The 19494-nt window shown below is 57.4% G+C and carries 18 protein-coding genes; 3 read left to right on the forward strand and 15 right to left on the reverse strand.

Annotated features, from left to right (window positions below):
• Positions 1 to 358 precede the first annotated feature (358 nt).
• The 5 genes from mdh to ACLEIV_RS16025 form a co-directional block, all read right to left on the reverse strand.
• Positions 359 to 1297 (reverse strand): malate dehydrogenase, encoded by a 939-nt coding sequence (mdh, locus tag ACLEIV_RS16005; RefSeq protein WP_410457627.1) that lies wholly within the window; start codon positions 1295 to 1297, stop codon positions 359 to 361.
• A 123-nt stretch (positions 1298 to 1420) separates the two neighbouring features.
• Positions 1421 to 2098, reverse strand: a complete 678-nt coding sequence (gene artM / locus ACLEIV_RS16010; protein ID WP_410457628.1) for an arginine ABC transporter permease ArtM — start codon at positions 2096 to 2098, stop codon at positions 1421 to 1423.
• Positions 2091 to 2738: an arginine ABC transporter permease ArtQ gene (artQ, locus tag ACLEIV_RS16015; protein WP_410457629.1), complete on the reverse strand. Its 648-nt coding sequence runs from the start codon at positions 2736 to 2738 to the stop codon at positions 2091 to 2093. The genes artM and artQ overlap by 8 nt, the downstream gene beginning before the upstream one ends.
• 1 nt (position 2739) lies before the next feature.
• The gene (locus ACLEIV_RS16020; protein ID WP_410457630.1) at positions 2740 to 3474 is read right to left on the reverse strand and encodes a transporter substrate-binding domain-containing protein; all 735 of its coding nucleotides are present in this window, start codon (positions 3472 to 3474) and stop codon (positions 2740 to 2742) included.
• 19 nt (positions 3475 to 3493) lie between these two features.
• Positions 3494 to 4231, reverse strand: a complete 738-nt coding sequence (locus tag ACLEIV_RS16025) for an ATP-binding cassette domain-containing protein (protein WP_410457631.1) — start codon at positions 4229 to 4231, stop codon at positions 3494 to 3496.
• A 133-nt stretch (positions 4232 to 4364) separates the two neighbouring features.
• On the opposite strand from ACLEIV_RS16025, the gene argR reads away from it, so the two are divergent.
• The gene (gene argR, locus ACLEIV_RS16030) at positions 4365 to 4865 is read left to right on the forward strand and encodes a transcriptional regulator ArgR (protein WP_410457632.1); all 501 of its coding nucleotides are present in this window, start codon (positions 4365 to 4367) and stop codon (positions 4863 to 4865) included.
• A 179-nt stretch (positions 4866 to 5044) separates the two neighbouring features.
• Here the strand turns inward: argR and ACLEIV_RS16035 are convergent, their stop codons facing one another.
• From ACLEIV_RS16035 to ACLEIV_RS16060, 6 genes are all read right to left on the reverse strand, one after another.
• Complete coding sequence (locus ACLEIV_RS16035) at positions 5045 to 5959, reverse strand: Dyp-type peroxidase (protein WP_410457633.1); 915 nt, start codon at positions 5957 to 5959, stop codon at positions 5045 to 5047.
• 124 nt (positions 5960 to 6083) lie between these two features.
• Positions 6084 to 7145, reverse strand: a complete 1062-nt coding sequence (locus tag ACLEIV_RS16040; protein ID WP_410457634.1) for an ABC transporter ATP-binding protein — start codon at positions 7143 to 7145, stop codon at positions 6084 to 6086.
• The gene (locus tag ACLEIV_RS16045; protein WP_410457635.1) at positions 7145 to 8767 is read right to left on the reverse strand and encodes an ABC transporter permease; all 1623 of its coding nucleotides are present in this window, start codon (positions 8765 to 8767) and stop codon (positions 7145 to 7147) included. Before ACLEIV_RS16045 ends, ACLEIV_RS16040 begins: the two co-directional genes overlap by 1 nt.
• Before the next feature lie 35 nt (positions 8768 to 8802).
• Complete coding sequence (locus ACLEIV_RS16050) at positions 8803 to 9816, reverse strand: Fe(3+) ABC transporter substrate-binding protein (protein ID WP_410457636.1); 1014 nt, start codon at positions 9814 to 9816, stop codon at positions 8803 to 8805.
• 232 nt (positions 9817 to 10048) lie between these two features.
• Complete coding sequence (locus tag ACLEIV_RS16055; protein ID WP_410457637.1) at positions 10049 to 11275, reverse strand: ammonium transporter; 1227 nt, start codon at positions 11273 to 11275, stop codon at positions 10049 to 10051.
• 15 nt (positions 11276 to 11290) lie between these two features.
• Complete coding sequence (locus tag ACLEIV_RS16060) at positions 11291 to 11629, reverse strand: P-II family nitrogen regulator (protein WP_410457638.1); 339 nt, start codon at positions 11627 to 11629, stop codon at positions 11291 to 11293.
• Positions 11630 to 11802: 173 nt separating this feature from the next.
• Here ACLEIV_RS16060 and arfB point away from each other — a divergent pair, with 173 nt between their 5' ends.
• Positions 11803 to 12219 carry an alternative ribosome rescue aminoacyl-tRNA hydrolase ArfB gene (gene arfB, locus ACLEIV_RS16065; protein ID WP_410457639.1) on the forward strand — a complete coding sequence of 139 codons (417 nt, stop codon included), beginning with the start codon at positions 11803 to 11805 and terminating at the stop codon, positions 12217 to 12219.
• A 355-nt stretch (positions 12220 to 12574) separates the two neighbouring features.
• Here the strand turns inward: arfB and ACLEIV_RS16070 are convergent, their stop codons facing one another.
• Both ACLEIV_RS16070 and ACLEIV_RS16075 read right to left on the reverse strand, forming a co-directional pair.
• Complete coding sequence (locus tag ACLEIV_RS16070; RefSeq protein WP_410457640.1) at positions 12575 to 12934, reverse strand: YacL family protein; 360 nt, start codon at positions 12932 to 12934, stop codon at positions 12575 to 12577.
• A gap of 62 nt (positions 12935 to 12996) precedes the next feature.
• Positions 12997 to 14037, reverse strand: coding sequence for a sterol desaturase family protein (locus ACLEIV_RS16075; protein ID WP_410457641.1), 1041 nt, complete (start codon positions 14035 to 14037; stop codon positions 12997 to 12999).
• 397 nt (positions 14038 to 14434) lie between these two features.
• On the opposite strand from ACLEIV_RS16075, the gene ACLEIV_RS16080 reads away from it, so the two are divergent.
• Positions 14435 to 15841 (forward strand): uracil-xanthine permease family protein, encoded by a 1407-nt coding sequence (locus ACLEIV_RS16080; protein WP_410457642.1) that lies wholly within the window; start codon positions 14435 to 14437, stop codon positions 15839 to 15841.
• 290 nt (positions 15842 to 16131) lie between these two features.
• Here the strand turns inward: ACLEIV_RS16080 and ACLEIV_RS16085 are convergent, their stop codons facing one another.
• Complete coding sequence (locus tag ACLEIV_RS16085; RefSeq protein WP_410457643.1) at positions 16132 to 16812, reverse strand: Fe2+-dependent dioxygenase; 681 nt, start codon at positions 16810 to 16812, stop codon at positions 16132 to 16134.
• Positions 16813 to 17039: 227 nt separating this feature from the next.
• Positions 17040 to 19193 carry a TonB-dependent receptor gene (locus ACLEIV_RS16090; protein WP_410457644.1) on the reverse strand — a complete coding sequence of 718 codons (2154 nt, stop codon included), beginning with the start codon at positions 19191 to 19193 and terminating at the stop codon, positions 17040 to 17042.
• Positions 19194 to 19494: the final 301 nt, after the last annotated feature.

Genomic DNA, 19494 nt, shown 5'->3' on the forward strand with positions numbered 1-19494 from the left:
AAAGGTAGCGCCTGCGCTACCTTTTTGTTATACCGGTCGCATTAAACAAATGGTCTATTTAATTTCTGTATCAATCCTCCTTGATGCTCCGACGCCGCCTGTTAGCGCTGCCTGCGGAAAACTCGGTGTTCCTGCAGAGGCAACAGAGAACGGCTCCCACGACCATGAAATGCCAGGGACGGCATTTCCGAGCCCCCAGGAATGGGTTTATGGCGTGTCGAGGGAGGCGGCTGTGTTGCCTCTGGTCTGGGGTCTCAATATGACCAGATCATTACTGGGATCGGTATTAGCTCCCATTACGATTCATAAACGCAAAAGGGAGCCGAAGCTCCCTTTTTCATCTGAACGAATTCGAACCTTACTGGTTAACGAACTCGACACCCTTGGCGATATCGCCTTTCAGGGTTTCCAGCATGCCGTCCATCGCGGCCTGCTCGAAGGCGCTGATGTCGCCGTAAGGCAGCACTTTTTCTACGCCGTTCTTGCCCAGCAACACTGGCTGTGCGAAGAACTGAGCGTGCTCGCTGCCGCCATCGACATAGGTACATTCAACCACGTTGCTTTCGCCCTGCATGGCCTTGACCAGAGACAGCGCGAAACGACAGGCAGCCTGCCCCATGGACAGGGTGGCAGAGCCACCGCCGGCCTTGGCTTCAACCACTTCGGTACCGGCGTTCTGAATGCGATAGGTCAGCTTCTCGATTTCTTCATCGGAGAAAGAAGCACCTTCAACCTGAGACAGCAGCGGCAGTATGGTCACACCGCTGTGGCCACCGATCACCGGTACTTTAACGTCGGACACGTTCAGGCCCTTGGCTTCGGCCACGAAAGTCTCGGCGCGGATAACGTCCAGAGTAGTGATACCAAACAGCTTGTTCTTGTCGTAGACGCCGGCTTTCTTCAGCACTTCGGCGGCAATCGGCACAGTGGTATTCACCGGGTTGGTGATGATGGCGATACAGGCCTTGGGACAGGTGGCGGCGGCTTTTTCGATCAGGTTCTTGACGATACCGGCGTTCACGTTGAACAGATCGGCACGGTCCATGCCCGGCTTACGGGCAACACCGGCGGAGATCAGCACGATGTCGGCACCTTCCAGTGCAGGAGTCGGATCTTCACCACCAAAGCCAACCACGCTGACGGCGGTCGGGATGTGGCTCAGATCGGCGGCAACACCGGGAGTGACGGGGGCGATATCGTACAGGCTTAATGCAGAACCGGCAGGCAGGTTGTTTTTCAACAGCAGGGCCAGAGCCTGGCCGATACCACCGGCGGCTCCAAGTACGGCAACTTTCATGACTGAACTCCGTTATTATTGGGTTGTTAGACGTTTCCTGGGACTTTAGCAACATAGCGAAAGCGCCACAGAAAGACAATGGTTAAGGGATGCTGAATATGTGGTTCTGTGAGACAGCGCCGTTCATCCCTGAGTCTGGAATACCAAGGCCCGCCGCTCGAGCAGACGAAACAAAAAAGTCAGCAGGCCATTCAGAATCAGATAAATGGCGCCCGCCATCCCAAACACCGCCAGGGTGTCGTAGGTCTGGCCATTGAGCCGCTGGGCTAGGCCCATGATTTCCATGATCGAGATGGTGCTGGCCAGCGAGCTGCCCTTGAGTACCAGTACCACTTCATTGGAATAGGCCGGGATCACCCGCCTGCCGGCATGGCGCAGCTTGACGCTCAGCGTCTGCCAACCGTTCATGCCCAGCGCCTGGCAGGCCAGGGTTTCGCCTTTCGGCACCGCGTCCAGGGCCCCCTTGAACAAGCGGCAGGTATAGGCACCGGCATTCATGCCCAACGCCAGAATGGCGCAGAACATGGGCTCGCGCAGATAAGTCCAGGCCCAGCTGGTCTTGATCCAGTCAAACTGGGCCGGCCCATAATACACCAAAAAAATCTGTACCAGCAGCGGGGTACCGGTCAGCAACAGCAAATAAGCTTCCGTCAGCTGCGCCAGCACCGGTACACGGCGCTCCAGCACCCAGGTCAGCAACAGAGCTATCACCAGCCCCAGCAAGAGGCCGGCACCGGTAATGGTCAGGGTGATTTTCACCCCTTGCAGCAAGGTCGGCAGATAATAGAGCCACTCAGTCATAACGGGTTACCCTGGTTCTAAGCCGCTTCAATCCCTGCTGGCTGAGCACGGTAATCGCCAGATAAATCAGCGCCGCTATGCCGTACCAGGTAAAGGGCTCGTAGGTACGGGCAGCAATGGCCTTGGCCTGATACATCAAATCGTGCACCCCGATCAGGGACACCAGCGCGGTGTCTTTCAGCAGGATCAGCCACTGGTTGCCCAGCCCCGGCAGCGCATGGCGCCAGGTTTGCGGCAACACGATGCGCACAAAGGTGTACAGGGGCGGCAGACCCAGCGCCTGCGCCGCCTGTCGCTGACCACGAGGTACCGCGTTCAGCGCTCCGCGCAACGTCTGGGCGGCGTAGGCGGCAAACAACAACGACAAGGCCGTCACTCCGCACCAGAAGGGGCTGAATTCCAGATACTCGCCGGTCAGCAGAAACAGTATCTGGGTAGAGCCAAAATAGATGAAAAACACCACCAGGATTTCAGGCAAGCCGCGCAGCACAGTGGTCAGCAGGGTTGTCGGCCAGCGTAACACCGCAAAGCGGCTCATCTCGGCGCCGCACAGCAGGATGGCCAGAACCAGGCCGGCCGCCAATGACATCAATGCCAGCCCCAGCGTCATCAGGCTGGCATTCATCAGGTGAGTCAGCATATTACTGAGGGAAATACTTTTGGTAGATAAGGTCGTAGCTGCCGTTGGCCTTGAGCTCTGCCAGCCCCTGGTTCAGTTGATCGAGCAGCTCCTTGTTGCCCTTGGTCACCGCGATGCCGAATCCGGTACCAAAGTAATTGTCATCGGTGATGCGTTCACCCAGTACCGCGTAGCCCTCGTTCTTGCCCAGCCATTCACCGACCACGGCGGTATCGGCAAAGACGGCATTCAAACGACCGTTGGTCATGTCGAGCAACGCATCCTGCACGCTTTGATAGGGACGAGACTCCAGACCTTCACTTTCCAGCTTGTCCTGGATGTATTTCTGGTGCGAGGTGCCGTTCTGCACGCCGACGGTCTTGTCTTTCAGGCCGTCGATGCCGTCGAACTTGCCGGTCGGCGCCACGAACACGGCGGAGTTTTCGTAATAGATATCGCTGAAGTCCACCTGCTTGGCACGCTCGGGCGTGATGTCCATGGCGGCGATGGCAGCATGATAACGACGGAACTTGAGGCTCGGGATCAGGCTGTCGAAGGACTGATTATGAAAGCTGCACTGCAGGACCGCCACGTCACACAGCGCCCTGGCCAGATCGAGATCGAAACCCTGCATCTCGTTATTTTCATCGACAAATTCAAAGGGAGGATAGGCTGCATTGGTAACAAACTTCACTTCCGCCGCCTGAGCGGTACCAAAAGTGGCCAGCAGGGCCAGGGATAACAGGGTCTTGTTCATGATGATGTCCTTATAGTCATTAATGGGTCAGAAACTCGGCCAACCGCCGAGTCTGGGGATGGTCGAGCAGCCCGGTATCGCCGTACTCTACCAAACGGCCCTGTTCAAGATAGGCTACCTTGGTCGCTATACGGCGGGCAAAGCCGACTTCGTGGGTCACTATTACCTGAGTAATGCCAGTCTGCCCCAATTGCAGAATAATGTCGGCCACTTCCTTGGTTATCTCCGGATCCAGTGCCGCCGTGGGTTCATCAAACAGCAGCACCGAAGGATTCATCATCAGCGCCCGGGCGATCGCCACCCGCTGCTGCTGACCACCAGACAGCGCCCCCGGCCAGGCATGCCGCTTGTCGGCCAGTTTCAGCTGACTCAGCAGGTAACCGGCTTTATCCTGCGCCCTGGTCTTGTCCATGCCCAGCACCTTGAGCGGCGCCTCCAGCAGGTTCTGCTCTACCGTCAGATGTGGCCACAAGTGATATTGCTGAAACACCATGCCAACCTTGCCGCGCAGTTGCTGAGCTCTTTTCTGCACCTGGCTCGAGCGAGCATCGGGAAAGGAGAACTGCTCACCGGCAATGGTCAATTCACCAGAATCCGGAATATCCAGCAGGTTGAGCAACCGTAACAGAGAACTTTTTCCTGCACCGCTTGGCCCAAGTAGCACTAATGTCTCTCCGGCATCGCATTTAAGCGAAACCTGGCTTAAAATTTCCTGACCAGCCCAGGACTTGCAAATGCCACTGAATTCTATGCCCATGCGCTATGTTCACATCATTTGTCAGAGTGTTCGGCTGATTTTATTTTGCATTGATGTTAATGCAAGCTAATTTTGCATCTTTATGCAAAACAAATGACTAATCCTTGATAAAAAATGGCCACGGATAGACAATATGTCCCATTCAACCACGCTCAGTCGGCTGCAAAAAATGAACGAAAAGCAAGAACAACTGATCAAGGCCTTCAAGGCCCTGCTCAAGGAAGAACGCTTCGGATCCCAGGCAGAGATAGTGAGTGCGCTGCAGGATCTGGGATTCGATAATATCAACCAGTCCAAGGTTTCGCGCATGCTTAGCAAGTTCGGCGCCGTGCGTACCCGCAATGCCAAGATGGAAATGGTCTATTGCCTGCCGGTCGAACTGGGCGTGCCTACCAGCAGCAGCCAGCTGAAAAACCTGGTGCTGGATGTAGGCCACAACAGTGCGCTCATCGTCATCCACACCAGCCCCGGTGCTGCCCAGCTGATTGCCCGCATGCTCGACTCTCTCGGCAAGGCAGAAGGCATTCTCGGCACCATCGCCGGTGATGACACCATCTTCATCACCCCCACCAACGACACCCCGATAGAAACGCTGTTCCAGAGCGTACTGGAGCTGTTCGAACAATACGTTTAAAGAACACCGTCAGCGATAAGCTCCAAGAAACAACAGGTGGCATTTAAATAACCGGTGAGTCGGTATTCCGACTCACCGGCCGCTCCACACCGAATAAGTTGGCGCCGACAGCCATCACCGAAACGCCCGCAAACAACTCGGGTGGCTTGCCGCTTCGAGCTATTCCCTTACAGCCTTGTTTACAGATCCCCCTGTGCAACCAGCCACTCTTGTGACGGCGCGAAGAAGGCGGCGCCGGTTTCGGCCTGGGTAAACAGCGTCAGGTGATCGAAGTGTCCCCTGTCGTCGAGCTGAAACATGCTGTCCAGCATGCGGGTAAAGTGCAGCGAGGTGTTGCAGCAGGAAACAAACACCAGCCCCTGCTCCGCCGCCGTACCCCAGGGCATGCTCTGGCGCAGAATTTCCATGCTGCTGCCGGAGGCATCCTTGAGGCTGGTTCTTTTGGTATGAGCCGTCGGGGCCTTATGGGCCGACTCGTACTCGATGTTATCCACCTTGGTACGGCCGTAGATATCTTCCTGCGCCTTCACCGCCAGCCTTTGCCAGCGTGCCATCTTGTGCTTGTAACGCTGCACATGAAGGTAGCTGCCATCGACAAAACGGCCCTCGCCCACCAGCGCCACCTCGGCCTTGTGTTCACCCTCGGGGTTTTCGGTACCGTCCACAAAACCGGTCATATCGCGGCCGTCGAGATAACGAAAGCCCTGCCGCTCGTCTTTCAGTTCCACCTTGCCGGCCAGTAATACCATGACACCTTGCACCGCGATATAGGCCACGTCGAGCCGGTCGGCCCGCAGTTGAAAGAACAGGTCGAACGGGGTTTCGGGTGCGATACGCAGCCCTTCCTGCTGCGCCGGAAAGGGAGCCAGCTCGGCCGGGCGGGCCACAGGGTAAAGCTCATCCCAGGCCTCATTGCCCACCGCCACCAGGCCGGAGAAGGCGGCATCCGGATAGTCCCGCTGCAGGGGCTGCCACAAGGCGGGCAACTCGGCCAGGGCGGCACGCACGGCACCAAAGCCGTCGGGCTTGATGTCGAACATCAGGTAATAGGCATGAAGATTGGGTTCGGCGCAAATACCGGTTTGTGCTGTCATCGTCCACTCTCTCGATAATTCATGATGGCTCAGTATAACGCGAGCCATATGGCAACAAGCAAGCAAACAACAGCGCCCGAGTCAAGCCAGCCTCGCATGGACTCGACGTCGCTTAACGGGACATTCAGGCGACGGCACGCTGACCTTCGGAGTCTGGGAAGAAGGTCAGGGCATGGGGTAACACCTTCACGCTGACCTGACTGACTGCCGGCAAGGGCTCGTTGATGCTCACTTCCAGCTGCAGGCTCTGGCATTCCACCACACAGCGGGTGTGGGTGCCGAGAAACTGCTGCTCCAGCACGCGACCATTGCCCTGCTCGGTCAGCAACAACTGGATTTGCCGCGGACGCAGCATCAGCTGGCCACTAGTACCGGGGTCGGCGTTCAATGCCGCCTGACTCACTATGGGCCCCATGGCGGTCAGCAGGGTGCTGTTGTCGAGCACGGTGGCGGGCACATAGTTGGCCTGACCAAGAAAGTCGGCCACGAAACGGCTTTGCGGATGCTGGTACAGGGTTTGCGGCCGCCCCACCTGCTCGATATGGCCGGCGCGGAACAGCGCCAGCCGGTCGGAGAAGGCGAAGGCTTCTTCCTTGCTGTGGGTGACAAAAATGGCACTGATACCCTGCCCCTTAAGCAGATCCCGGATTTCACCGATCAGACGCATCCGCACCTGGGTATCGATGTTGGAGAAGGGTTCATCCAGCAACATCAGTCCCGGCTGGCAGATCATGGCCCGGGCAATGGCGACGCGCTGCTGCTGGCCACCGGACAGCTGGTGCGGGTAACGCCCGCCCAGCTCCGCCAGATTCACCAGTTCCAGCACCTCGGCCACCCGAGCCTTGATGCGCGCCTTGTTGCTTTCCTTGCTTTGCAGGCCAAAGGCCACATTTTGCGCCACATTCAGGTGTGGAAACAGCGCATAGTCCTGAAAAATCATGCCGATATTGCGCCGTTCGGGTACCACTTCCACGCCGTTGCCGTTCATCTGCCGGCCATGGATATGAATGTCCCCCTCAGTCACCGGCAGCAAGCCCGCCACCGCCTTCAGCAGCGTGGTCTTGCCACAGCCACTGGCACCCAGCAGACACATGATTTCATTTTCGGCCACCTGCAGTGACAGATCATTCAGTATGGGATTACCGTTATAACTACAGCGAATGCCGTTTACATCCAATGCCGCCATCAGTGATGCTGCTCCAGTGATCGATTCAGGAAAATCAGCGGTATCAGCCCAACCAGCACGATGACGATGGCGGGCAAGGCCCCCACCTCCAGCTGTTCGTCGGACACAAACTGATATACGTAGGTCGCCAGGGTCTGAAAGTTGAACGGCCGCAGCAACAGCGCCGCCGGCAGTTCTTTCATGCATTCGATAAACACCAGCAGGGCGCCGGCCAGCATGCCCTTGCGGATCAGTGGCATGTGCACCTTCATCATCATGGCACCCGGGCCATAGCCCATGGTCTGGGTCACCATATCCAGCGACGGCGACACCTTGCCGAGGCTGCTTTCCACCGCCCCCACCGCCATGGCGCCAAAACGAACCAGATAACCGAAGGCGATGGCAGCCATGGTGCCGGTCAGCAGCAGGCCGGGCTCGTCAAGCCCCAGCCACAGGGCCAGATCGTTAATGGCAAAATCGAGACCGGTCAGCGGCACCAGTACCCCAATGGCCAGCACGGTGCCGGGCAGCGCATAGCCCATGCTTGCCAGCCTCATCGGCAGTACCGTGCTGGTTTTTCCGGTCAGCCGGTGGCTCATGCCCAGCAAGAGGGCAATGAACAGCGCCAGTCCGGCCACCAGAGTCGACAGCAGCAGGCTGTTGATGCTGTATTCGAAGAAACGGGCATTCCAGGCCTGTTCAAAATAATGAATGGCGTGATAACAGAGTATGACAAAGGGCAACAGGAAGCCCACCATCACCAGCCCCCAGCAAAACGCCAGTGCGCCCCATTTCGATACGCCGCTCAATCGATAGCCGGTTTCCTGTTCGTGCCCCATGCCCTTCTGAAACACCTGCTGTCGCTTGCGACTGATGCGTTCGACACTCAGCAACAACATCACCACCAGTAACATCATGGCGGCGATTTTAGCGGCGGCATTGAGGCTGCCATAGCCCAGCCAGGTGTCGTACACCGCAGTAGTCAGGGTATTGACCGCAAAGAAGTTGACGGTGCCGAAGTCGGCCAGGGTTTCCATCGCCACCAGTGACAGCCCCACCGCAATGGAGGGCCGCGCCAGCGGCAGGCTGACGCGTTTAAAACTTTGCCAGGGCGTACAACCCAGCAATCGGCTGGACTGGATCAGGCTGGTGGACTGCTCCAGAAAGGCGGTACGCGCCAGCAGATAAACGTAAGGGTACAGCACCAGTCCCAGCATCAGGGCGGCACCGCCGAGGGTACGAATGGGCGGAAAATAATAATCGGCAGCAGACTGCCAGCCAAACCACTGGCGCAACGTAACCTGCACCGGGCCGGAAAAGTCCAGCAGATCGGTATAAACGAAGGCAACGATGTAGGAAGGCATGGCCAGAGGCAGGATCAGAGCCCATTGCAGCCAGCGTTTGCCGGGAAGCTCGCACATGGACATCAGCCAGGCGGCAGGCACCCCGCACAGCAGACTGAACACCATGACCAGCAACACCAGCCAGAAGGTATTGTTGATATACGCAGGAAGCACCGTTCCCCACAGATGACGGAAGAGGTCTTCTGCAGGTAACAGTGCTTCATATAATAATGCCATCACAGGCAAGGTCAGCAGCAGGGCCAGGGCCCAGCTGCCGACCGTCCAACCAGGTCTTTTCATCTACAACTCGGAACGGGGGACTGACCCCCGTCTTTTTACAGATCGTATTGGACTTCGTCCATCAATTGCACCGCTTCTTTGGCATGTTTTGCCACATCGGTCAACGGACGAGTGTCGGACTTGAAGTCACCCCAGCTCTTCACCAGTTCGGACGGCTCCACGCCGGGCTTGACCGGATACTCATGGTTGGCGGAGGCATACAGGTGCTGCGCCTCGTCGCCGGCCAGGAATTCCATCAGCTTGACGGCTGCATCCTTGTTCTTGGCATGCTTGGCCAGGGCCACGGCAGAGATGTTGACGTGGGTGCCGCGATCAGCCTGATTGGGGAAGTTGATATAGGAGGATTCGGCCCATTCGCGCTGCTTGTCGTTGGTCAGCATGACGCCGTAGTAGTAGCTGTTGCCCAGGGCATAATCACAGACACCATCACGGATGGCCTTGACCTGATCCCGGTCACCGCCCTGAGGCTTCTGCGCCAGGTTGGCTTTCAGGCCTTCCAGCCAGGTCCTGGTATATTCAACGCCGTGCTCGTCAATCATGGAAGCGGTCAGCGCCACGTTGTAAGGGTGCTTGCCGCTGCGGGTACAGATTTTGCCCTTGTATTTGGGATCGGCCAGCTCTTCATAGGTGATATCGTCACGCTTGCCCACCCGCTCGACCGAGCTGTAGATGGCGCGGGCGCGGGTGGTGAGGGCAAACCACTTGCCGTCTGCATCGCGGTACTGGGACGGAATGTTCTCTTCCAGCACCTTGCTTTCGACTGACTGGGTCAGATCCTTGTCGACTACGTCCATCAGGCGGCTGACATCGACGGTCAGCACCAGATCGGCCGGTGACAGGCGACCTTCGCGCTGCAGACGCTCACCCATACCGTCCTTGATGAACACCACATTGACGTCGATACCGGTTTCCTTGGTAAAGGTGTCGATGATCGGCTTGATCAGAAAGTCCTGCCGATTGGAGTAAACATTAACTTCTTCGGCAAAGGCCTGGCTGGTGAAGCTGGAAACCAGCAGAGCCGCCGCCGACAGGAAAAATTTCTTAGACATCATCCAGATCCATTTAGTTGAGTGAGAATAATTAACGTTTAGAAGTATACCCGGACGCGACCCGGAATCAATAAGCAACTGACATCCGAATAATAAAAGTTTTCATCCGCAATATTATTACCTCCTTCGGCCGAGACGTCCTTGCGCTGGATCGGCTACCAGACAAAAAAAGGAGGCCTCATGGCCTCCCCTGCATCTATCAGTCCCGACGATGTTGGCACGATAACGTGACTCAATGGCGCTTCAGGGTCACGAACTCGGGGTAGGCGTCGATGCCACAGTCAATCCTGTCCATACCCGAGAGTTCATCCTCTTCGGTCACTCGAATGCCCAAGATCTGCTTGAGCAGAGACCAGACCAGCAGGCTGGCGCCGAATACCCAGCCTCCAATCACCAGGATGCCGGCCAACTGACCCCACAGGGAGGCATCGGGATTGGCCACCGGCACCAGCAAGAGCCCCAGCACCCCACAGACACCGTGTACCGAAATGGCGCCAACAGGATCATCGATACGCAGCTTGTCCAGCACCACTATGGCATAGACCACCACTATGCCCGCCAGCAGGCCGATACCTGCGGCCCACAGGTGGCTAGGTGAAAGCGGATCGGCGGTAATGGCCACCAATCCGGCCAAAGCACCGTTGAGAATCATGGTCAGATCGGCCTTGCCCCAGGTCAGCTTGGTCACCACCAGGGCGCCGATGGCGCCGGTGGCGGCGGCGGCGTTGGTGTTGACGAAAATCCTGGCCACGGCGGTAGAGTTTTCCACATCGGACAGCAGCAGTTGAGAACCACCGTTGAAGCCGAACCAGCCCATCCACAGAATAAAGGTACCCAGGGTCGCCAGCGGCATGTTGGAACCGGGAATGGGGTGAATTTCACCGTTGTTACCGTACTTGCCCTTGCGTGCTCCCAGCAGCAGCACCCCGGCCAGCGCCGCACACGCCCCCGCCAGGTGCACTATGCCGGAGCCGGCAAAGTCGGTGAATCCCCACTCGGACAGGAAACCACCGCCCCAGGTCCAGTAGCCTTCTACCGGGTAAATAAAGGCGGTCAGTACCACCGAGAATGCCAGGAAAGCCCACAGCTTCATCCGCTCGGCCACGGCCCCGGAGACGATGGACATGGCGGTGGCGACGAACACCACCTGAAAGAAGAAGTCGGCTTCCAGAGCATGGTCGGCGTCATCGGCCTGGCTGCCGATCAAGCCGCCCAGGCTCGGCAGCCAGCCACCTTCGGCATTGTCTACATACATGATGTTATAACCCACCAGCAGGTACATGGTGCAGGCAATGGCAAACAGCAGAATATTCTTGGTCAGGATCTCGGTGGTATTCTTGGCGCGTACCAGGCCCGCCTCCAGCATGGCAAACCCCGCCGCCATCCACATCACCAGCACGCCGGACATCAGAAAATAAAAGGTGTCCAGGGCAAACTTCATTTCGGTTAAAGTATCCATTATGCTTTCCCTCGCTTAAATGGCTTCCATATCCCGCTCACCGGTACGGATGCGTACGGTTTGATGCAGGTCATAAACAAAAATCTTGCCGTCGCCGATCTTGCCGGTGTAGGCGGTTTCGGTAATCGCTTCAATCACCAGCTCCACCTGGTCACTCTGAGTGGCGATTTCCAGTTTGATCTTGGGCAGAAAATCCACCGTGTATTCGGCCCCGCGATACAGCTCTGTGTGCCCCTTCTGGCGACCGAATCCTTTCACTTCCGTCACCGTCATGCCGTCGATGCCGACATGAGCCAGTGCCGATCGCACGTCATCGAGCTTGAAAGGTTTGATAATGGCGCAAATCATTTTCATGGCGAGCTTCCTTGTGTGTCTGGATTAATTAAAGACAAACAAGCTTCGTGCCAGTTTTTTATTCCTTTATTTTCAATGATTTAATCTTAATCTACGGATTGATTTGAGCACCGTGATATGATGCTGGTGCAGTAGATACACTAAAGGCACCAAGGTGGTGCAACGGAGTCACCATGTTATCTCTATCGGCCCGGGTGCAACTCCCCGAGCAGGAACTGGAATTTATCACCATGCGCGCCAGCGGACCCGGCGGCCAGCATGTGAACAAGACCGACTCGGCGGTACAGCTGCGTTTCGACTACGCCAACAGCCCCAGCCTGCCCGACACCTACAAGGCCGCCCTGCGGCAAATGAAAGACAACCGGATACTGGCCTCGGGCTGGATCATGATCCGTGTCGAGAGCCATCGCAGCCAGCTGATGAACAAGGAAACCGCCAGGGAAGCCCTGCTCGCCCTGCTGCAACAAGCCGGCAAGCCGGTAAAGGTGCGCCGCCCTACCAAGCCGAGCAAGGCCGCCAAACGCAAACGCGCCGACAGCAAGACGCTCAGAGGAAAAATCAAAAGCGGACGGGGGAAGGTGAAGGTGTAAGCGTTAAGCTATAGAAAAACAATCATGATTGTGGAGTTTGTAGTGCGCTTGTTAATGCGCAACTGTCGGGAGGTGCGCACCGCATAAATGGGCGCCAACAAGAACCGGTACAACTGCGGGATCAGCTGGCGGTTCGGCCAACGGAGTCGCCTGATGACACCTCCAATGGACGGCTCAGAATGATGGAAAAGGCTGCAGGGATTGCCTCAGCCGACCATCAAATGCCAGGGATGGCATGTGTCGAGCGTCACATGGATGTGCTTGAAGCGTGTCGGAGGAGGCAACCCTGTTGCCTCTTTATGCAGCAAATCGACGTTTGACCAATAAACAGGCTTACCCTTTCTTTGAGTCGGCTTTAACGGTTGCTGCAGAAGTCCCGCCATTGCTCCAGCACCCGGGCCAGATCGTCCAGGCCGCAACCGGCGTACAGCTCGTCATCGTAATAGGCCAGGCCATCTTCCATCTCGTCGGTGTCGAAGGCCAGGGCATGGGCGCTGAGCTCGGCTTCTTCCCGGGTCAGCAGCAGGGTGCATTCGGGATACGTCTTCTTGAACTCCTGTGCTTCACCCGCCTCAAGATTCTTGATGGTCGCCAGCAGCGCCGTCGCCTCGGTAATGCCGACCTCGTCGGTCAGCCACTGGCCCATCACCTCGTGGCCCATGGTAAAACGGGCTCTATGATGGCCATTCAGATCCCGAAAAAATTCAAACTCCACAGGCACCTCCAGCAATAAAGGCGCGATTCTACTCCCGGTGGCCGGCACTGAACAGCGCTGTTTCAGCCGGCCGGGTTCAACGGTGGCTGCCGACCTGCCAGGCGCAACCGAAGGCGAACGCGTAACCGGCTGAAAGTAAGGATAAAGGGCAGGAATATCAGCGCCCACAGGCTGCGATAGCGGTTATTTTCCGGCTTGCCGGCGCCGAAGGTCAGCGGCTCCGGCTGCCAGCCGGTGACATAAAGGGTGCCGAACATCCAGTCCCAGAGCGACAGGTTGGTACCGAAATTACGGTTGAAGTGCTTCGGGTCGTTACTGTGATGGATCTGATGCTGGGCCGGGCTGTTGATCAGGTGTTCGACCAGAGGCCCGAATGACAGCCAAATATGGGTATGCCGCAGGTTGGCGGCCAGGGAATTGAACAACAGCACCAGGTAGCTGGAGCCGAACAGAGTATATTTGCTTACGCTGCCGCCACAGAGGTAATAGAAGCCACCCGCGTAGGCGCCGATAAACACCCCCTTGGCAACCTTCTCCGCCACCTTTTCCACCACATGGATGCGGCTGGCGGTAGCCGGTACCATGACCTCCGCCGAATGATGTACCTTGTGAAACTCCCACAGCCAGCGACAATGAAAGGCCCGGTGCACCCAGTAATGCACGCAGTCCGCGATCAGAAACAGGCCCAGACCATAGAGCATCATCAGCCCCATGTTTTCACCCAGCCGGGGCCGCTCGCCCCAGACCTGCTCGAAAAACCCCACATAGTCCCGGGACTCCCAAATATAGGGATCCACCAGGCCCATCACCGGCAGTACAAACAACAGCTTGAGAACGCCGCGCACCAGGTAATACTGATAGTCCAGCCGTGCCGAAGGGTGCCAGAACACTTCTCGACCGCCGATAAAGCGCCAGTAGCCAGTGGCGGTTGTGGTGCCATCCTGCAGACGCAACCGGTAGAGCAGCAGCGCCGTCAGATAGGAGATGCCGAGAAAAACCACCGAGAAACGACCATTGAGATCGAAGATACCGATCAGCCGATCGATCATCGGGTTCAGCAGCAGCGCCTGCAAAGACAGGAGCAGCTCATCAAGGCGTTCCATGGTTCATCTCCGTACGTTTCGTTCGGCCTGGCATTCACGACCGGTGCGCACGAGATTCTAAAAGAAAACCATTCGTAACACTATTGCAAATAACGGACGACCACCAAGGGCCTATTAGGCCCGAGCGAGTATTATTTTTTCAAATCCATAAGCATTGGCAATATCATTGTTCACAACATAGCGGGTGAACTCAGTATCAGGAAACTGGCCTGATGCATTTATCTCCAGTATCCTATGCCACCTTCCTCTATTAGAAGGAATATTCGGTCGCACATTACAACATGCGCAGATTAAACATCTTCACATAAAGAAAAGCTGACCCATCAGACAAGCCAATCATAAAAACAATCAGGCCGTCTAGTTAATAAATTGTATACACCACTGGAACGCAGACACCATGAGTCATGACCCGCACCATAAGACCAGTCAACAGGAATTGGTCTACAAGCTACACGACAAACCGCCCTTCATTCAGTCTCTGTTCGCCGCCATTCAGCATCTGCTGGCGCTGTTCGTGGCGGTGATCACACCGCCGTTGATCATCTGTCAGACTCTGGGTATTCCCGCCGCCGACACCTCTCATATCATCAGCATGTCGCTGTTCATTACCGGTGTGGCTTCCTTTATCCAGATGAAACGTTTCGGCCCCGTCGGCACCGGTCTGCTGTCGATTCAGGGCACCAGCTTCAACTTTCTCGGCCCCATCATCGCCAGTGGCCTGGCCATGAAAGACGGCGGTGTCACCACCGAAGCCATGCTGGCCGCCATTTTCGGCACCGCCCTGCTGGCCGCCCCTACCGAGATGATTCTGTCGCGTTTTCTGCATCTGGCCCGTCGCGTCATCTCGCCGCTGGTCAGCGGTATCATCGTCACCCTGATAGGCCTGACCCTGATCCAACTGGGTCTGACCTCTATCGGCGGTGGTTTCGACGCCATGTCCGGCGGCACCTTCGGTGCCCTCGACAACCTGGCCCTGGCCGGTACCGTGCTGGGTATCATCATTCTGATGAACCGCAGCCGTAACCCCTATGTTCGTCTGTCGTCCATTCTGGTCGCCATGGTCACCGGCACCCTGCTGGCCTGGTACCTGGGTAAGCTGGCACCCTTGGAAGGCACTCTGCCCTCCATGTCCTTCCCCATTCCGCTGCAATACGGTCTGGGCTTCAACGCTTCGCTGTTTATTCCGCTGGTACTGGTCTTCCTGATCACCGCGCTGGAAGGCATCGGCGACACCACCGCCACGTCAGAAGTGTCCGGTGAGCCGGTCAGTGGCCCGGTTTACATGAGCCGTCTCAAGGGCTGCGTGCTGGGTGACGGCATCAACTCGTCGCTGGCTTCCATCTTCAACACCTTTCCGGTGTCGACTTTCAGCCAGAACAACGGCGTGATCCAGATGACCGGCGTCGCCAGTCGCCATGTAGGCTTCTTCGTGGCCGGTATTCTGGTGATTATGGGTCTGTTCCCGGCCATCAGTACCCTGGTACAGCGCATTCCCGAGCCGGTACTAGGAGGCGCCACCCTGGTGATGTTCGGCTCTATCGCCGCCGCCGGGGTACGCATCCTGTCCCGCGAGCGTCTGGACCGTCGTGCCCTCTTCATCATGGCCATTTCGTTCGGCATGGGCCTGGGTATCTCCCAACGCCCGGATATACTGCAGTTCATGCCCGAGCTCATCAAGAACGTGTTCTCTTCCGGCATCGCCGCCGGTGGTATCACCGCCATCCTGATGAACATCATAATGCCGCTGAACCAGCCACAGGCAGATGAAGCTGCCGGGCAGCAGCAGGCAGAACAGGCCGGTTAAACCAGCCGTTTGTCTCGCTTTAAGGGCCGGTATGTACCGGCCCTTTTTTATTGCCGGCGTAGTTTGATTGTCATGCCAATCCCGAACATAGGGCCCACTCCGCCGACACGCTTCAGGCGAATGACACTCACCGTTTCAGCACATGACATCCGGCCGCCATCGACGGCGGAAGTATCAGTATTGCAGGAGCCTTTGTTGGCCCTGTCGGCTGATGGACGGCGGAGCAGATCCCGTTGACCTCCTTGATACATCCGCGTCTCCTGCTTGCACTGTCTGCGAGCCATTCGGAGTCATAGTGCCCAGCGGCGTAGCAGGTTGTGATAGACGCCGGTCAGCTGAATGCTGGTCTCGCTGCCTGCTCCCAGCTGCTGGTTCACCTGCTGGATACCCGTATCCAGATCGAACAGCAGGCTGCGCTGACCATCGTCCCGCACCATGCTCTGAATCCAGAAAAACGAACAGATCCGCGCCCCCGCCGTCACCGGCTTTACCCGATGCAGGCTGCTCGACGGATACAAAATCAAATCACCGGCTGGCAGCTTGACGCTGTGGGCGCCATAGCTGTCTTCCACCACCAGCTCACCGCCTTCGTATTCATCCGGCTCGCAGAAAAACAGGGTGGCCGACAAGTCGGTACGAATCGACTCGCCAGTAGCCCTGTTTATGCGCACCGCGTTATCCACATGCACGCCAAACGACTGACCGCCCTGATAACAATTGAACAACGGCGGAAAAATCCGGGCGGGCAAGGCGCCGGCAATAAACAGCGGGTGCCGGGCCAGAGCCGAGGTGATCAACTCGCCGATGTCACGCGCCGTCTCGTCGTGTTCCGGCAGTTGCAGGTTGTTCTTGGCCTGAGCCGACTGAAAGCCGGCAGTAACATTGCCGTCGCTCCACTGGGCGGCCAACAGTCGTTGGCGGCACTCGGCCACCTGCTCGGCGCCGAGCACACCGGGAATATGCAGCATCATGGTGAAATACTCTTTTCGTTATAAATGGATAAAGCCCCATGAGGGGCTTATAACAAAATTGTCTGTAAACCTCGATCTGGTCGGCCAAAGGGCTGACTCCACCGACACGCCGTAAACCCCTCCCTGGGGGCTCCGCTGCGCCATCCATGGCGCAGAGGGTCGGTGGAGTCATTCCCTTCAGCCTTCCTCTCGGGCATTGACGTGGTTTGTCTTAAAAACGAGCAGGCTCAGAACCGGTAGTTGGCGGACAGCACCGCCGAGCGACCGTCGCCCAGCTCTACCGCCGAGCTGCGGGTATCGGTACCCGGACGACCGCGCACCCGCTCCACGTATTCCTCGTCAAACAGGTTGTTCACGTTCAGCTGCAGGCTCAAGGCCTCATTCACCCGGTAGGAGGCCATGGCATTATGCAGCCAGTAGCTGTCGATTTTGGCGTCCACATCGGAGGCGACATAACGAGAGCCGACATAGCGGGCGCCGTAGCCAATCTCCAGACCGGAGGCCAGTTCATAGGTGGTCCACAGGTTGGCGCTGTTGCGCGGCGTGTTACCCAACGGCTGGCCTTCGGCGGAGCGGCCGCCGGTCTGCGGCGCGGCCGCCGACTTCAGGGTTTCGCTGTCGAGCAGGGTATAGTTGGCAAACACCTTCCACTCTTCGGTCAGTTCGCCGGTCAACCCCAGTTCGACGCCCTGCACCCGCTGTTCGCCGGCCAGCTCCAGTTCATTGGTCAGCTCGTTGGTCTCCCGGGCGTTGGTTTTGTCGACCCGGAACAGGGCGCCGTCGAGCCCCAGGCGGCCATCCAGCAGCTCCCACTTGGTGCCCAGCTCCCAGGTGTTGTTTTTCTCGGGCTGCAAGTTTTCGCCCGAGACTCGGCCAGAGGTAGCCAACGCCTCGGCCGAAGGATTGAAGGAAGTACCGTAAGCCAGATAGAGGCGTCCGTTGTCTGCCGGTTTGAATACCAGCCCGGCACGACCGCTGAACATCTGATCGCTGCTGCTGGTAGTGAGGCCGCTGTTTTTGTCGGTGGTTTCACCGGACACCCAGTCATGACGCAGCCCCAGACTCAGATCCCACTGCGGGTGCAGAGTCACGGTATCAAACACGTAGAGCGCGCGGGTATCCAACTCGGCTGCGGTGCCACCGCTATCTCTGTAATTGGTCGGTCCGGTCCAGATGCCGGGCGGATGGTACAGATCGAACCCGTTGGCGGGGTAGTTACCGCTCAGGTTGTAGCTGCCGGAGGTCAGATCGTAGGTTTCCCGGGAAATCTCGGCACCAATCAGCATGTCATGCTCAAGCCCTGCGGTGTCAAACGCGGTGCTCAGTCCGGTCTGGTTCACCCATAGTTCGGTCCGGGCATCCCGGCGATAGCCTTGCGGACCGGCCGGCGTATAACGGCCAGCGGGCAATCCGTCGGTATTCACATGAGAAGCTGAAATGGTGGTGTCTCTGTCTACCCGACTGTAGCGGGTCTGGTTTTCGATACGGCTGGTATCGCTCAGATCGTGTTCCAACTTGAGGGTAATGGCATCGGACTGGATTTTTTCTTCGTCCAGGTTGCGCCAGCCGTAGTAGTTTTCCCGATCTACACCGGGCAGTATCTTGCCGTCCCGGGCCGGCAGGCCATAGTCGGGCAGGTTGTCATCCTGCTGATGGAAGTAGCTCAGAGTGGCCCGGGTCTGCTCGCTCAGGCCAATGGTCACGGAAGGCGCAATACCAAAGCGCTGGCGGTCGATATCGTTGCGGCCGGGCACGTCGTTTTCGTGGGCCATCAGGTTGATGCGGGCGGCACTGTCTACGCCTACGCCATCCAGGGTCTTGTTGGCATCCAGGGTCAGACGGTGATAATTATCGGTACCCAGGCTGGCCCCCACTTCGGCGAAGTCACGCTGTTTGGGTGCCTTGCTCACCTGATTGATGGCGCCCCCCGTAGTACCGGCACCGCCAAATACCGAGTTGGGGCCCTTCAGCACTTCCACCTGTTCGATGTTGAAGGTGTCGGTACGGTTGTTCTGGCTGCTGTCGCGCAGGCCGTCAATCTGCATGTTGGAGTTGGCACTGAAACCGCGAATATTGATCTTGTCGCCGGAGCCGCCGCCGCCCTCACCCGCATCGAAGGTAATGCCCGACACGTTCGACAGTACCTGCCTCAGGCTCAGCGCCTGCTGCTCTTTAATCACTTCTTCCGGCACTACCGTCACGGTTTGCGGTGTATCCAGCAGGGGCTTAACGTACTTGGATGAGGCCGACTCTTCAGCCTTGTAGCCCTGCTCCCGCACATCCTGCACGGTAATGGTGTCGAGCTGGGTCACTTGTTGCGCATGAGCCTGGGAGGATACGGCCAGTGACGCCACCGCCAGACCGACGGCAGATGCCATCATTTTTCGCGGTGGGAGGGGGGAAGACTGAATGAAGGTTTGCACTGCGGCTCCTTGCAAGGTTGAATGGAATGACAAGTAAATACAAAAGCGAGTCATTCTTATTTAACCTTACATTAAGATCAATGCATTTATCACTTGCTGAGTGCGACTGGTTAATAAAGAAGCCATTAGGGTCTGTTGACCTTGCGCGGTGAAATTTTGTTCGAGTTAACGCGTTTTTATCGAGCGTATGGGGTGTAGCCTAGTCATTCTAAGCAAAGCCCTCTCAACAAAGAGAAAAACGCGTTTAGCCGAACCCGCA

The sequence above is a fragment of the Oceanisphaera submarina genome, assembly GCF_046521305.1.
Taxonomy (GTDB): Bacteria; Pseudomonadota; Gammaproteobacteria; order Enterobacterales; family Aeromonadaceae; genus Oceanimonas; species Oceanimonas submarina.

Excerpts from the sequence above, each read along its gene's own strand:
- mdh (WP_410457627.1), bottom strand. The coding sequence starts at position 1,297 with ATGAAAGTTGCCGTACTTGGAGCCGCCGGTGGTATCGGCCAGGCTCTG.
- artM (WP_410457628.1), bottom strand. The coding sequence starts at position 2,098 with ATGACTGAGTGGCTCTATTATCTGCCGACCTTGCTGCAAGGGGTGAAA.
- artQ (WP_410457629.1), bottom strand. The coding sequence starts at position 2,738 with ATGCTGACTCACCTGATGAATGCCAGCCTGATGACGCTGGGGCTGGCA.
- ACLEIV_RS16020 (WP_410457630.1), bottom strand. The coding sequence starts at position 3,474 with ATGAACAAGACCCTGTTATCCCTGGCCCTGCTGGCCACTTTTGGTACC.
- ACLEIV_RS16025 (WP_410457631.1), bottom strand. The coding sequence starts at position 4,231 with ATGGGCATAGAATTCAGTGGCATTTGCAAGTCCTGGGCTGGTCAGGAA.
- argR (WP_410457632.1), top strand. The coding sequence starts at position 4,365 with ATGTCCCATTCAACCACGCTCAGTCGGCTGCAAAAAATGAACGAAAAG.
- ACLEIV_RS16035 (WP_410457633.1), bottom strand. The coding sequence starts at position 5,959 with ATGACAGCACAAACCGGTATTTGCGCCGAACCCAATCTTCATGCCTAT.
- ACLEIV_RS16040 (WP_410457634.1), bottom strand. The coding sequence starts at position 7,145 with ATGGCGGCATTGGATGTAAACGGCATTCGCTGTAGTTATAACGGTAAT.
- ACLEIV_RS16045 (WP_410457635.1), bottom strand. The coding sequence starts at position 8,767 with ATGAAAAGACCTGGTTGGACGGTCGGCAGCTGGGCCCTGGCCCTGCTG.
- ACLEIV_RS16050 (WP_410457636.1), bottom strand. The coding sequence starts at position 9,816 with ATGTCTAAGAAATTTTTCCTGTCGGCGGCGGCTCTGCTGGTTTCCAGC.
- ACLEIV_RS16055 (WP_410457637.1), bottom strand. The coding sequence starts at position 11,275 with ATGGATACTTTAACCGAAATGAAGTTTGCCCTGGACACCTTTTATTTT.
- ACLEIV_RS16060 (WP_410457638.1), bottom strand. The coding sequence starts at position 11,629 with ATGAAAATGATTTGCGCCATTATCAAACCTTTCAAGCTCGATGACGTG.
- arfB (WP_410457639.1), top strand. The coding sequence starts at position 11,803 with ATGTTATCTCTATCGGCCCGGGTGCAACTCCCCGAGCAGGAACTGGAA.
- ACLEIV_RS16075 (WP_410457641.1), bottom strand. The coding sequence starts at position 14,037 with ATGGAACGCCTTGATGAGCTGCTCCTGTCTTTGCAGGCGCTGCTGCTG.
- ACLEIV_RS16080 (WP_410457642.1), top strand. The coding sequence starts at position 14,435 with ATGAGTCATGACCCGCACCATAAGACCAGTCAACAGGAATTGGTCTAC.
- ACLEIV_RS16085 (WP_410457643.1), bottom strand. The coding sequence starts at position 16,812 with ATGATGCTGCATATTCCCGGTGTGCTCGGCGCCGAGCAGGTGGCCGAG.
- ACLEIV_RS16090 (WP_410457644.1), bottom strand. The coding sequence starts at position 19,193 with ATGATGGCATCTGCCGTCGGTCTGGCGGTGGCGTCACTGGCCGTATCC.